The sequence below is a fragment of the Ruoffia sp. FAM 24228 genome (genome assembly GCF_045528575.1).
Lineage (GTDB): Bacteria > Bacillota > Bacilli > Lactobacillales > Aerococcaceae > Ruoffia > Ruoffia halotolerans.
The window spans coordinates 34541-47899 of record NZ_JBGQQZ010000003.1 but is presented as its reverse complement, the minus strand read 5'-3'; the positions used below and the strand labels follow the sequence as shown (position 1 = coordinate 47899).

Annotated in this window: 13 protein-coding genes, 1 pseudogene and 1 other annotated feature; of the genes and pseudogenes, 3 read left to right on the top strand and 11 right to left on the bottom strand. The window is 34.4% G+C overall.

The window, feature by feature from the left end; genetic code table 11:
- Positions 1–47 precede the first annotated feature (47 nt).
- The 3 genes from ACEN33_RS01050 to ACEN33_RS01040 all read right to left on the bottom strand — a co-directional run bounded on the left by ACEN33_RS01050 (position 48) and on the right by ACEN33_RS01040 (position 2651).
- On the bottom strand, positions 48–311 hold the full coding sequence (locus tag ACEN33_RS01050; protein ID WP_407094391.1) for an SAM-dependent chlorinase/fluorinase: 264 nt from the start codon (positions 309–311) through the stop codon (positions 48–50).
- 568 nt (positions 312–879) lie between these two features.
- Positions 880–1758 carry a MetQ/NlpA family ABC transporter substrate-binding protein gene (locus tag ACEN33_RS01045; RefSeq protein ID WP_407094390.1) on the bottom strand — a complete coding sequence of 293 codons (879 nt, stop codon included), beginning with the start codon at positions 1756–1758 and terminating at the stop codon, positions 880–882.
- 44 nt (positions 1759–1802) lie between these two features.
- Positions 1803–2061 (bottom strand) — a binding site (T-box leader).
- Between the two features lie 185 nt (positions 2062–2246).
- Positions 2247–2651, bottom strand: coding sequence for a hypothetical protein (locus tag ACEN33_RS01040; protein WP_407094389.1), 405 nt, complete (start codon positions 2649–2651; stop codon positions 2247–2249).
- Between the two features lie 223 nt (positions 2652–2874).
- On the opposite strand from ACEN33_RS01040, the gene ACEN33_RS01035 reads away from it, so the two are divergent.
- Positions 2875–3099: an MBL fold metallo-hydrolase gene (locus ACEN33_RS01035; protein WP_407094388.1), complete on the top strand. Its 225-nt coding sequence runs from the start codon at positions 2875–2877 to the stop codon at positions 3097–3099.
- 191 nt (positions 3100–3290) lie between these two features.
- Entirely contained in the window at positions 3291–3590 is a 300-nt protein-coding gene (locus ACEN33_RS01030) for a hypothetical protein (RefSeq protein ID WP_171031211.1), read from the top strand.
- Between the two features lie 230 nt (positions 3591–3820).
- On the opposite strand, the gene ACEN33_RS01025 is transcribed toward ACEN33_RS01030, so the two are convergent.
- The 3 genes and pseudogenes from ACEN33_RS01025 to ACEN33_RS01015 form a co-directional block, all read right to left on the bottom strand.
- Complete coding sequence (locus tag ACEN33_RS01025; RefSeq protein WP_268951487.1) at positions 3821–4183, bottom strand: recombinase family protein; 363 nt, start codon at positions 4181–4183, stop codon at positions 3821–3823.
- 42 nt (positions 4184–4225) lie between these two features.
- Positions 4226–4333 (bottom strand): annotated as a pseudogene (locus ACEN33_RS01020) (IS607 family transposase); the annotation flags it as partial.
- Between the two features lie 547 nt (positions 4334–4880).
- Positions 4881–5354: an RluA family pseudouridine synthase gene (locus ACEN33_RS01015; protein WP_407094409.1), complete on the bottom strand. Its 474-nt coding sequence runs from the start codon at positions 5352–5354 to the stop codon at positions 4881–4883.
- 385 nt (positions 5355–5739) lie between these two features.
- On the opposite strand from ACEN33_RS01015, the gene ACEN33_RS01010 reads away from it, so the two are divergent.
- A complete protein-coding gene (locus ACEN33_RS01010) occupies positions 5740–6153 on the top strand; it encodes an OsmC family protein (protein ID WP_407090044.1) in 414 nt (137 codons plus the stop codon).
- Positions 6154–6198: 45 nt separating this feature from the next.
- On the opposite strand, the gene ACEN33_RS01005 is transcribed toward ACEN33_RS01010, so the two are convergent.
- The 5 genes from ACEN33_RS01005 to purE form a co-directional block, all read right to left on the bottom strand.
- The gene (locus ACEN33_RS01005; protein ID WP_407094387.1) at positions 6199–6882 is read right to left on the bottom strand and encodes a metal-dependent hydrolase; all 684 of its coding nucleotides are present in this window, start codon (positions 6880–6882) and stop codon (positions 6199–6201) included.
- 576 nt (positions 6883–7458) lie between these two features.
- A complete protein-coding gene (locus ACEN33_RS01000; RefSeq protein WP_407094386.1) occupies positions 7459–10995 on the bottom strand; it encodes a phosphoribosylformylglycinamidine synthase in 3537 nt (1178 codons plus the stop codon).
- Positions 10996–11010: 15 nt separating this feature from the next.
- Positions 11011–11697 carry a phosphoribosylaminoimidazolesuccinocarboxamide synthase gene (locus ACEN33_RS00995; RefSeq protein ID WP_407094385.1) on the bottom strand — a complete coding sequence of 229 codons (687 nt, stop codon included), beginning with the start codon at positions 11695–11697 and terminating at the stop codon, positions 11011–11013.
- A gap of 19 nt (positions 11698–11716) precedes the next feature.
- Positions 11717–12868 carry a 5-(carboxyamino)imidazole ribonucleotide synthase gene (gene purK / locus ACEN33_RS00990; RefSeq protein WP_407094384.1) on the bottom strand — a complete coding sequence of 384 codons (1152 nt, stop codon included), beginning with the start codon at positions 12866–12868 and terminating at the stop codon, positions 11717–11719.
- The gene (gene purE, locus ACEN33_RS00985; RefSeq protein WP_407094383.1) at positions 12861–13358 is read right to left on the bottom strand and encodes a 5-(carboxyamino)imidazole ribonucleotide mutase; all 498 of its coding nucleotides are present in this window, start codon (positions 13356–13358) and stop codon (positions 12861–12863) included. The genes purK and purE overlap by 8 nt, the downstream gene beginning before the upstream one ends.
- Position 13359: the final 1 nt, after the last annotated feature.

Sequence of the window (13359 nt, the reverse complement as noted above, 5' to 3'; positions counted from 1 at the left end):
CTAACTCTGTGAGGGCGGATCAGAGGTAAGTCTTCCTTCAGCTATAACTAAAATGTGATGAACATCTGTAAGCAGCGGTATTCAACAATAATCGTTATATAGTGATGTTCTTGACCCACACAATTGATAAGTTTTATTGTCTTCACCCCTGCTGCAGGATCTACTACAGAGACAAATACTGTCTTAGCTGGCCAATAAGTAGCTTTTTGTAATAGACAATATGACGCATTATTAATATGATACAGTTCGTTCCCAAGCTTAAGATGACTAATTGTAACTACGGGTGCAACAATATAGGTTACACTTTGCATACTTAAATTTATAAGATTATATGGATTCTTAACTCATTCAATACACTCAGTTTTTTTAATCAACATAGTAAATTGATTCACTATAAAGGGTATTACCGAATGTATCTACCCATTTTACTCAACGCATCCATTCAAAGGCCATCTACGTTAATTGCTAACATTCGCGTATTCACTATCGAAGCATCTTGTGACACGAAGGCTAACACATTACTTTGAATGATTTGATTGTTTAAAATTTCAATACGTATAAAGTATGAAAAAATCAAAAATAAAATAAGTGGAAGACTGATGTTAATTTTCCACGAATATGCGAATGTATTTAAAATAAAGGACATTAACGAGTAAAAAGGCTAAAAGAATGATTAACCCAACGCGGTCCATCGAAAGTTTAGACAAATCAAATAAATTTTTGGCGTCCAGTATTTTTAATTTCTCTCATATATTTAAACACTACATAATTATATTATGTATTATAACCTTATTATAATAGAATTTATCATATAACAAAAAATACTAGTATCAACGGACACTAGTATTTTTTGTTATATTAATGTTCAAGTAATTACTCTTAATCTTGAGTTTGAATTTTTTGAGCCTCTTTTACGATATCCCAAGCTGGTATGCTTCCGCCTTGTATAATTTCTTCAATCTTTGCTGCAACATCATCTTGTTGAAATAGCTCCACAACTTTTAAATAAAGTGGGTTGTCCGAATCTTCGGAACGTGCTGCGATATTATTAACGCGGTCAATATTGATGGTCTCTGGCGTATCGCCAAATACATAGATAGCATCTGATGGTACAAAATTAGTACCACCTAAGAAAGAATTGTCAATAAAAGCTGCATCTACATCTAATACAGCAGCAGGAATTTGAGCGCCATCTAATTCAATCAATTCTAAGTTTTTAGGATTATCAGCAATATTTGAAGGTGTAGGTAGTAATTCTTCACTATCATCTAAAGTAATTAATCCTGCACGCACTAATGTTTGGATATTATAGCCTAAGCTTGTTGGGGCAGCGTTCACTGCGATTTTTGCACCTTCAGGTAATTCATCTAAAGAATTATATTTTTCAGAATATATTCTTGTAGGTACAGCGTAAGTATAGCCAATTGTAACAATATCACCGTTATTTTCTTGATTCCAATTGTTTAAAAATACATCATGTTGGAAGGAGTTTAAATCAATCGATCCATCTCGGAGAGCTTCATTAGGAATATTATAATCCGTTAATAGAACAACTTCGATTTCTATACCTTCTTCTTCCAACGCTTTTTCAGCTACAAATTGCCAAATTTCTTCATACTCCGTCCCAACAACACCAACAGAAACAGTCTCCCCTTCAAATTTGCGCTCCTCAGCAGATACTTGTAAAGATGCCGTTGAACCAAATAATACGCTACTTAATAACCCAACCAAAGTTAATTTCTTTAACCATTTGTTCATATCTATTTCTCCTTTTTTTTTATAACAAAATAAAACCCCCATCCGAAAAGGACGAGAGTTTACTTCGTGTTACCACCTTAATTTATTATTTCATCGCTGAAATAACCTTATTCAATACACGTTTTCATTGATATAACGTATACTGAAGCACGTTTAACGGATGCGTCCGTTCTTTCTTATTGCGTTAGCATTCAGAAAGACCACTCTGTGACCATTTCCAACTAATTTCCACTTACTCATTCCCACCATCTAAGAGCTCTCTTTATAGTTAAATTAGTTTACTTTTCACTTCAATGTGTTTATTTTAATGATATTATAATATAATCTCTTTTTATTTTTGTCAATTAGAACATAAATTTCATTACAAAAACTAATCTGTATCCTTTAATTCTTTTCCCAGACAGTTTTCAGTTCCTTTTTCACTCCTCAAGTTGTTGCAATCTTTACATCAGTAATAAGAGATCGTTTTATTAACATACTGACTCTTTCTACTCTTTTAATTGAGTCCAATTTCTTATTATATAGAATAGCATTTCAAGTAATAATAAAGGTAGCGACAATACAAAGACAAAAATCAAAAGAAAGAATAAATCAAAAATGTTCAAGTTTGTTATGACAATAACAGTGATAAATAGACCAATAATAATTATAAAGGGGTACGCTATTTTTAAAGCAAATGAATCTGAATCATTCATTAACTGAAACATCCATTTCTTTAAAATGAGATTAATTATTGTTCCAACGGGGGCTGACATTAAAATTAAGAGTAAGAAATAAGCAATGGCCTCTTGACCTGGAATCAACATCCATAAATAAATTAAGCTAACTTGACCAACCGCGGTTAACAATAAACGGAGCATTACACTCCATAATTTAGGCTGATGTATTAACAAATGATTCACGTCCTTATTAGATTAGATATTTATTACGTAGCATGCCCTTTACTAATTACATTTTCGCACATTTTCAGCTTTTATAAAAGAATTTGATCCATTATTTTCTGATTTACTTCTATTTAATCCAAGATTATTATAGAGTTCAACTAATCAAGTAAAGGAGTGCATTATAAAGTTATTTGAAAGCGAACAAATTAACGACACCATAATACGTATTATAATGCCTTACGTCTGTGCTTATGTTGTCAATGGGCGTGAAAGAGTCGTTTTGATTAATACTGGTTTTAGATATGGGGATTTGAGGCAAGATGTTGATAACTTACTTGATATGCCCTATGATGTCATCTGCACACAAGGTCATCTAGATCATACGGGAGGAAGTATACAATTTGATCAAGTTTACTTATCAGAAGGTGAATTCCAATTAGTAAATTATGGAATTTAAACCAAAGTTCGACATATGACTATGAACCGTGTCATGCGAAAGCAAGAACTATCTTTTACAACGGAGCACTTTATTGCTCAAAAAGAAATAAATTATCATTCTTATAAAGAATACGATGAGTTTAACTTATGGGAGTCACTATCATTCCCATACACTTACCAAGTCATACTTCAGGGATTATGGGGTTTCTTATGCCTGAACTTAAGACTGCAATTCTCGGTGACGCTTGTGCCAATCCAACAATTATGAATCAAGATTCAAGTGGAACCGTCGAATCATTCCGAGAAGGTTTAATTAATTTAAATCAACACCGTTCTGAATTCAATTCAGTTTTAACGCAGCATTCGAACTTTGGTGTGCCCTCTTTTGTAGTAGACCATAATTTATATTGGGCAGAGCAAATCTTATTAAACAAAGACGATCGTTTTAGAATTCGTTTAGGTGGTATAGAGTCTTTTGTCTCTCGAAATAAAAGGTTTTTCCACCAATAAAGCTACTCAGGTAACATTATCTATTGACTAAACAATATTCGAAATAAATAAAGCGTTACTTACCCCCTCATTAGGGTAAGTAACGCTTTATTATTGGGACAAATTAAATGTTGTCCATGGTTCTAATTGTGGTGGATTAGATTGAATTTTAATCAATTCTTGTAACGTAGGATGTGGAATTTCCATTTCATAAGCCGATAGGAATTATATGTCCAAATGTAGTTTTAAAATCATAGTTCTAAATAAGAATTATTGTTTAAAGGATTACGCGATAAAAGACTATAAATCCTGGTTTCTTTTGAATCATCAATCAACTCAATGTCGATTTTATTCAATTGACATTGATACTCAAATAATTCGAAACCATTTCGCATGAAGCGACTTTTATTCAAAGTGACAATCTTGCTGATTTCTTGCTGGTTAATCATTTTCAAGAGATTTAATAAGCTTTTTCGCTGATAATTAAGTTCGCCACCAACTTCTGAAAAGATCTCAAAAGTATAATCATGAGCTTGCATATATTCTTCAACAAGCTTAACTTGCGACCTTAATTCAGCCATTTGTGTCGAAGTGCTAACTCTACTATAACCAATAATAAGTTAACCATCGTTATTGATAGTCTCAGGTTGATAATCTTATAATTGCTCCGAGGAATAATAGCGAGTTCCTGCATTAGTTATATGATGGGGAATCAACTCACCATTTTGCTGCATCCGTCTTAAAATATAGGGAGTTATCCCTGTTTTTTTGCAAACTTTTCAATAGACAATAATTCTATATTTTAAATTCCCTTCTGTATATTTTATCAGAGAGGATTCATACTATAAATCGATTTTATATTATTTGATTTTTTCGTGTTCATATTAAAGCGCAACCTTTAATACAGTCTTTCTCTTGCGAGTAGACTTCTATATGTTTCCATATAGCGCAGACTATTTCTTCTACCACATGGGTAGCCACATTTTTCTTCCGCCATTTGCTTGCGGCTTTACTCTCCCTCAAGGAGATAGTCGTTGAACGTCCCTCATATTCATTCATGAACTTAGAGTTTTCGCTGCTAAACAACCATTTTAATTTATCCTTAGCGCTACTTATTTACATACTGTCCTATAATAAGTAGTTTTTATTTCAGCTTAGATTATCCTTATTATTTTTTCTGCTTTCGCACCTTGACGTTTATTTTTTAAAATTCCGCTTTGGTCATAAGGCTTTAGGTATTCTTAGCAATTAAAGTGGAGTACGCACCAATTACTTGATACGCAGGGTATTATAATTGAAATGTAGTCAATCTCACAATATTAATGTTACCCATAATGCAATTTGGCTGTGAGGCTTTATTCGATGATCTCCATATTTTTGATCACCATATAAAGGTGAGCCAATTGCTTGAAACTGTACCCGAATCTGATGTGATCGGCCAGTATGCAATTGAACTCGTACTAATGACATACCGTGCTGATAAGCTAGAACTTCATAACTTAAGTAAGCCTTTTTAGCCTGGTTATGATTTTTATCAACAGTGTAAACTTGATTCGTTTTACCATTCTTCCAGAGGTAATGTGTCAATGTCCCCTTCATCCTAGGTAACTTCCCCATTACTACGGCCAGATAATATCTTTTCAAGTCATGTTTTCTTAATGTATTAGATAATCTGGATCCCGCTTTTGATGTCTTGGCAAATACCATCGCACCCCCGACAGGTCTATCAAGCCGATGCACTAGTCCTAAGTAAACATTACCTGGCTTCTTATCTCTGACTTTTATAAATTACTTTAGATGATTGAGTACATCTAAATCTTTACTACTATCTTCTTGTACAGGAACATTAACCGGCTTCTCAATAACTAAAAGATGGTTATCTTCGTACAAAATTGGCACATTCATGATTCCCTCCTATAAATATAATGTATCTATCCTAACATGGAAAAATAAAAAGGCAATAGGATGCTGTTTAATTGTTATAACGTATTATTTTTATAATTGCTTATTTTAAACAAAATGAATCTATTGTGTATTAGCATTAGATATCCCCCTTGTATATAAAGCGATAATCCCTTTCATTAGTATGAATTAAATTCTGTGATATAATTTATACTATCAAAGAATTCGCTTATCATCTAATTATTCTCAATGAAAGAAGGAATGCATCATGGCAGAGAAAGAGACAAAAGCAAAAGTAATTGATCGTTATATTGTGCAAGCTGATATCGAAGGTTTTTCATATACTATGGATTATACTGAACGAATGCCTGAATTTACTAGTCAGGGTACTTCACCAACTGGACTATTATTAGTTTCTTTATCTGGGTGTCATTTGATGACAGCAGTATCATACTTGAATATGAAAAAGATAGAATTTTCACAATTAACTGCTCGTGTGGCAGGTGATTTTATTGATGAGAACAGAGAGTGGCGATTAGATGCATCTGTTGAACTTGTAACTGATGCTATATTGAATGAGGATCAATTAGCTGGGTTAGAACGTTTTATTCACCGCCATTGTAAAGTTTCAAGTATTTTAAGCAAAGGCAATAATATCAACTTAAATATTAAATTAGTATAAAAAATAGAAGTGGATAGAATACCTATCTCACTTCTGTTTTTTACTTTATAACTCTATCGTCTCACCAATTTCTGGAACATAACCCACCCCATTAGCTAATAATTTGGTAAATTGTGCCGGATCTTGTTCAATTAATGGGAAAGTATTATAGTGAATTGGTACAACTTTCTTTGCCTTTAACCATTTGGCTGCAACGGCTGCATCTTCTGGTCCCATCGTAAAATTATCACCAATTGGAATAAATGCTAAATCAATGTCATTGAACTCGCCAATTAATTTCATTTCTGAATATAAGGCTGTGTCACCAACGTGATAAAATGTTTGCTCATCAGCTGTTATCAAAATCCCAGTGGCTAAGCCAAGTGTAAAAGGTTTTCCATCTATTTCAATTGATGATCCATGAATAGCTGGTGTTAACTTAACCCGCCCAAAGTTAAAGTCATGAGCACCACCAGGTTGCATACCGTGTAAATTCTCTAAACCTAATGAATTTAAATAGCCAACAACTTCAACAGTGGATACAACCAATGCGCCAGTTCTTTTAGCGAGAGCCATAGTATCTCCAATGTGATCCGAATGTCCATGGGTCACTAAGATAACATCTGCTTCCACCGTATTCGCATCTAAATCAGTCAATCCATTCCCAGTAATAAAAGGATCAATTAATATTTTTGTGCCATCTTGTGTTTTTATACTAACCACAGCATGTCCGTGAAATTTTGCTTTCATAATAATTAGTACCTCCTCAAAAATAAGTCATGTAACCACTCCATACTATTTAGTTTAATGATTTCATAGAAACAATTCAATGAATACACTTGTTAGACATACTCATCTTCTCAAATTAAAATACTAAATTAACAAATTCCAGATTCACAAAAATAATCTGCAAGTCGAAATTATAATTGAGTATTCCAACTTTCAGATATGGCTTTTTATACAAATCAAAAATTTTCACCACAGAACATTTCATCAGATGCTACTACTATCTCAATATTTTTTAAGCACCTAACTTTTCAAAGAAAGCTAGAACTGGTTTAGATTGTCTAAAATTTAAGTAAGGTACAACTTTCATTTTTGTAAACTCCATAGTTAAAATACTATGCATCCTTATTTGTCTGGCTCTGCCCTCCTTACTATTAAAATAGTATCACTAATACAAGAAAAACATTCGAAATAGCGATTACACACATACATGAATGTACTAAAAAAGAGCATTAAAACTGAACATACTTGCAAACAAGTCAGTCTCAATGCTCGTTATGATTTATTAAGTAAAACCGATTAACTTATCTATGTGAGTTATTAAATATTTGCTTTCTTTAGAATATTTGCAATAAATGGTGCCTCTACTGTATCAACATTGGCAAAGCCATCAATATTCATGCGTTCAAAGTTTCCATTTACCCCTATAATATGTCCTGTAGGATCAACCATGGCATCAACACCGACTTCTTCTGCAAAGAACGTTGTATATTTGGAGATGATTTGGTCTTTAAATTTATTTTCATCCAATTCAACACTTAAATGATAGCCTGCTAAAGCTGTCGTATAACTACCCACCTTCGCGTATTCTGTTTCTTTAATGACTTCAGCATTTACTAAAGTTGAAACAAATTTTTCAAATGGATTTACCTTAAAGTCAATTTGTGTTCCTTGTTGAACACGGCCAAATTCTATTAAACCACTGCGGACAAAGCCAGCAAATGATGCGCCAATAGCTAGAATATACTTATCTTTGGCAAATGCTTCTAATTCGGCTTTGATGTCTTTAATTAGTAGTTCAATCGCTTGTCCATACTGTAGACGATTAGATAGTATTGAGCCATCAGGGAAAGCTAAGACATCATAGTCAGATAATTTACTTGCAAATTCTTTGACTGATTCTTTGTAACCTAATTCCTCTTTAATGATAAAGAAATCAACATTTTCAGTATATCGTTTAAATGATTCATACAAATCATATTCACCATGCACTCCCGTTATGACTGGGATTAACACTTTGGCATTCGATGCTATTTCTGGAATCTCTAATGCAGGTTTTACATCTTCAGAATTAGATACCAATACAATGTCTGAGAATACATCAGCTAACGGTTCTGCATAAAGACGAGCCAATTCTTCTAAAGAGTATGTTTGATCAAATTTTGCTTCATCACTGCTATTTGTTTGAGCAACTATGACCCCACCTTCAACTTCAACATCAGAAGCGACTTCTACTAAGAATCCTAAGGCAGATTTTTTATGTAAGTATTCTGCTTTCATTTCAAAACCGATCGCATTACCTAGAGCCATTTCAATCAGATTCATTTCAATCGTCTTATCGTCCATGGTTGAGATTGAACGAACTTTATTCTCGTTAATTAAGTTCGTAATCGTTTCAAAGGTAGCTTTAATTTCATCAGTATCTAGTAAATCATCTGCATTTAATCTAGCTTCTAATAAAACAATTTTTGAGTCCGTAGATTTTAATTCTCGCGAATTGACTTTTGTAAAGTCTGTTGTTGCAACGGCAAAGCTAATAAGTGATGGTGGGACTTCAATATCTTCGAAGGTACCACTCATACTGTCCTTACCGCCAATGGCAGCTAAACCTAATTGTTTCATTGATTTAAAGGCTCCAAGTAAGGCAGCGGTCGGTTTACCCCAACTATTCTCATTCACCATACTCTCAAAGAATTCTTGTAATGTTAAGCGAGTTTCTTGATAAGGAACACCTAAGGCCACAGCTTTAGCTACTGAATTAACAACGGCATAATAAGCACCGTGGTATGGTGAGAGCGTTGCTAGATCAGGTTTGAATGAAACTGTCATGACTGAAGCAGTTGAAGTATCTTGGCCTAAGACAGGTATTTTTGCAACCATTCCTTCTTGAGGAGTTATTTGCTTCTCCCCACCTAATGGTGCAAGAACTGAATTTTTCCCAATTGTAAAATCAAAGTTTTGTGATAATGCTTTTTGACTCGCATTTTCAATCGATTGTAACTGAATTAATACATGTCGTGAATCAGAAAAGAATTGACTTACATCAGAATAATTAATGATAGCATCAGCTGCTTTGGCTCCACCATTCGATTCTAAGAATGAACGTTTTATGCGGAAAACCTCTTCACCGTTATAACGCATCACCATATAAGATGAATCAGTCACTTCTGCCACAACTGTCGCTTCTAAGTCCTCAGCTTCTGATAGAGTAATAAATTTATCAACATCATCTTTAGAAACGACAACAGCCATTCGTTCTTGAGACTCTGATAAGGCGATTTCGCTAGGATCCATTCCTTCATATTTAGTCGGAACTTTATCTAATTCAATGGTCAAGCCATCAGCTAGTTCACCAATAGCTACTGATACACCCCCAGCACCAAAGTCATTCGATTTCTTAATTAAGCGCGTAGCTTCTGGATTACGGAATAAGCGAATAATCTTTCGTTCGATGGTCGGGCTCCCTTTTTGGACTTCTGCCCCTTGTAGTTCGATTGATTTCTCAGTTTGAACCATTGAAGATCCAACTGCTGCACCTAATCCGTCACGTCCAGTACGTCCACCAAGTAAAATAATTAAATCCGTAGGTTCTGGTTTGATACGTACAACGTTATCAACTGGAGCAGCAGCAACTAAGGCACCTAATTCCATTCTCTTAGCTTCAAAGCCGTCATGGTAATATTCGCGCACGTAACCAGCACTTTGTCCGATTTGGTTACTGTAGTCACTATATCCCATAGCAGCACGTTGTGAGATGATACGTTGTGGTAATTTACCATCTCGTGTTGATTCATGTGACGCATTCGGGTTTTTAGCTCCAGTAATTCGCATCGCTTGATGAACGTAACTACGACCTGAAAGCGGATCACGAATCCCCCCACCAATACATGTAGCCGCCCCTCCGAAAGGTTCAATCTCAGTTGGGTGATTGTGAGTTTCATTTTTAAAGTAGAGTAAATAATCTTCTTCAACACCCTCAACATCCACTTTAATGCGAATACAACAAGCATTCACTTCATCAGATTCATCTAAGTTATCTAACAGACCTAATTGTTTTGCATGTTTTGCATTAATCGTTGCAAGATCCATTAATGTAACTGGCTTAACTTTAGGACGATTAGCATAGACTGAATCACGCACGTCATTATACTCTGCGATAGTAGCTTCAATGGCTTCTTGGTATTTACCTTCAGTCACGGATATGTCTGTCAATTCAGTTAAAAATGTCGTATGGCGACAGTGATCTGACCAGTATGTATCGATGACTTTTAATTGGAAGACAGTTGGATTAACTGCTTCTGATTGAAAATAAGCTTGAACGACTTCAATATCAGCAAGGTCCATTGAATAATCTTTAATTAACTCTTGTAAGCCAGCCGTATCTAAATCATTAAAACCTTCTATTTCTTGTAAATCTAAGCCTTGGCTGACTCCCATATCATAATTTAAAGCATTAAAAGAAACGAGTTCAGTTTCTGTTTCATTAATATAATATGTTTTGAAAGTTTTTACTTCGACTTCAGTTAAACCTTTTAAATCAATAATTCTTGAATGATGTAAAGAAAGATCATGTCCTTTAATATTTTGTATAATACGGTTAGTCATCTCTTCGACCTCATCATATTGCCCCAATACTTGGCGATAACGAAAAGCAGTGGAAGTGTTAAATGACTCTAAGTTTTCGTAAATAATACCTTGTTCAAATAAAGGCTCGACTAAAGTTAATTCACTTTCATCCGAAGTTTCAAAAACGTCATATTGCTTTACTGCTTGCAAGTTTGTTAATTTCAAGAAATGATGCGCTTCTTTTAATAAGAATGAAGAATCTTGCGCTGGTACTACTATAAATTTGCTCATTAAATTGTCCTTTCCTTATAAATCATTAAAATATTGTGCTAATTCAATAGGATCAACAAGTTGCCCTTCCTTGTAAACACGCATATTGCCTCCAGAAATTTCATCGATAAGAATAATATTATCTGGATGATTAACATAACCGAACTCTAATTTTATATCGTATAAATCAAACCCATGTTCAGCTAGTTTTTTCTGGATGATCTGTGCTATTTGAATATTTAAATCAATTAATATCTCATATTGTTTATTAGTTAATATATTTAAGGTAATTAGCCCATCTTTAGTTACTAATGGATCTTGTCTTTTATCGTCTTTTAACGTAAGTTCGACATAATTATTTAGTTTTGCTCCATCTTCAATATATTCTCCGTAACGTCGAATAAAAGAACCTGTTGCCTTAAATCGAGTAATGACTTCTAGCCCTTTACCGAATACACTTGCAGACTTCACTGTCATCGTATTTTCATTAAGATTTGAATCAATAAAATGAGTAGGAATACCAGTCTGGTTAAGTAATTGAAAGAAAAATGTTGTTAATCTTAAATTTAAATTCCCCATACCTTCAATAGATAAACCAATTTGATTCGCACCGGGATCAAACTTACCGTCTGTCCCCGTCACATCATCTTTAAACTTTAGAATCATCGACTGATTCAATCCTTGATAAATATCTTTAGTTTTCCCTTGATAGAGTAATTCCATGTCTATCCCCTTTTCTTTATCAGAATAAGTCTTGCCATGCCTTTAGGCTTGTTGATTGATAGAGTATCTTTTCTAACTGATTATAGTCAGGTTTTGTAAGTGTAAAGTGCCCCATCTTGCGTTGTTTTTTAGCTTCCCCTTTGTCATATATGTGATAAATCGCTTCGGAATATTGTTGACTAACTTTTTCAACATAAGGTAAATGTTGACCTAAAATATTAATCATTAATCCTGGTTCAAACAAGCGAATATTAATCAGTGAACGACCTGTTATTCCAAGAATATGTTGATCAAATTGAGATACGTTAGTCGCTTCGATTGTATAATGCCCAGTATTATGAGGTCTGGGAGCAATTTCGTTAACAAATACTTCTTCATCCTCAGTAATAAAGAATTCAATCCCACATACACCAATAAGCTTCCCTGCTTTAGCAATCTTCTCAGCAATGTCATATATTTGATCAGTCAAGTCTTCAGAGTAATTCGCTCCAACAATACTGGAGTATAAGACACCATTGATATGTTGATTTTGACTTATTGGAAATATTTCAATATTGCCATATAAATCTTGAGAAACGATGACCGACACTTCATATTTAAAGTCACAAAATGCCTCTAAAATTAAAGTTTGCTCTTTTAACAAGGCTTCAATATCTGATTGCTTCGCTTCTAAATCTGATTTGTCAGTTAAGAAAACTTGTCCTTTACCGTCGTAACCAAAACGCGTTGTTTTTATAATCGCTGGTAAATTGATTGTTTTGATCGCCTCTGTTAAATCCGTCCAACTATTCACTTCAGCAAAGTCAGTCGTAGGTATGCCTTGTTGATTCAGCCAATTCTTTTCTTTAATTCGATCTTGTGAGTTCAGTAATAAGTTTGTCCCTTGTGGTAAATAACTTTCACTTTCCAGTTCTTTAAGTAAGTCACCATCGATATTTTCAAACTCATAAGTGACTACATCAACGCTTTGAACAAATTTCAATAAAGCTTCCCTGTCCGTAAAATCCGCTACTGTTGTTGAATGAGCAACAGCAAAGCCGCAAGAAGTTGGGTTAGGATCATACATCGCTACTTTATAGCCCATCTTTTGGGCAGATTGAGCTAACATCTTTCCAAGTTGTCCAGCACCTATAATACCAATCATTGCGCCCGGTTGAATTACCTTAGTCATTCAATTCACCATTACTCTCCAGAGCAGCTTGTCGTTGATTCACTTGAAATTCTTTTAAAGAATTCTCAATTATTTTGTCAGTCACAGCAAGAATTCTTGCTGCCATTAATCCAGCATTTTTGGCTCCTGCTGGTCCGATTGCCATCGTTGCGACTGGTACACCAGCTGGCATTTGGACGATTGAAAGGAGTGAATCCATCCCACTTAGTGCGCTTGATTTTATAGGTATACCAATAACGGGCAATGTAGTACTTGAAGCAATCATACCTGGTAAGTGAGCAGCTCCCCCAGCACCTGCGATGATCACCTTATAACCATTGCTCTTAGCATTTTCTGCAAAAGAAATCATCTCCGTAGGCATACGATGAGCCGAGATTACCTTTGTATCGTAAGTTAAATTTAGTGTATCTAAAAATTGACAACAATGTTGCATTTGTTCCCAATCAGAAATACTGCCCATGACTACAGCAATATCTGTTTGTTCTGTCATG

Coding starts and splice junctions, on each gene's coding strand:
- ACEN33_RS01050 (WP_407094391.1), bottom strand. CDS start 311: ATGCAAAGTGTAACCTATATTGTTGCACCCGTAGTTACAATTAGTCAT.
- ACEN33_RS01045 (WP_407094390.1), bottom strand. CDS start 1,758: ATGAACAAATGGTTAAAGAAATTAACTTTGGTTGGGTTATTAAGTAGC.
- ACEN33_RS01035 (WP_407094388.1), top strand. CDS start 2,875: ATGCCTTACGTCTGTGCTTATGTTGTCAATGGGCGTGAAAGAGTCGTT.
- ACEN33_RS01030 (WP_171031211.1), top strand. CDS start 3,291: ATGCCTGAACTTAAGACTGCAATTCTCGGTGACGCTTGTGCCAATCCA.
- ACEN33_RS01010 (WP_407090044.1), top strand. CDS start 5,740: ATGGCAGAGAAAGAGACAAAAGCAAAAGTAATTGATCGTTATATTGTG.
- ACEN33_RS01005 (WP_407094387.1), bottom strand. CDS start 6,882: ATGAAAGCAAAATTTCACGGACATGCTGTGGTTAGTATAAAAACACAA.
- ACEN33_RS01000 (WP_407094386.1), bottom strand. CDS start 10,995: ATGAGCAAATTTATAGTAGTACCAGCGCAAGATTCTTCATTCTTATTA.
- ACEN33_RS00995 (WP_407094385.1), bottom strand. CDS start 11,697: ATGGAATTACTCTATCAAGGGAAAACTAAAGATATTTATCAAGGATTG.
- purK (WP_407094384.1), bottom strand. CDS start 12,868: ATGACTAAGGTAATTCAACCGGGCGCAATGATTGGTATTATAGGTGCT.
- purE (WP_407094383.1), bottom strand. CDS start 13,358: ATGACAGAACAAACAGATATTGCTGTAGTCATGGGCAGTATTTCTGAT.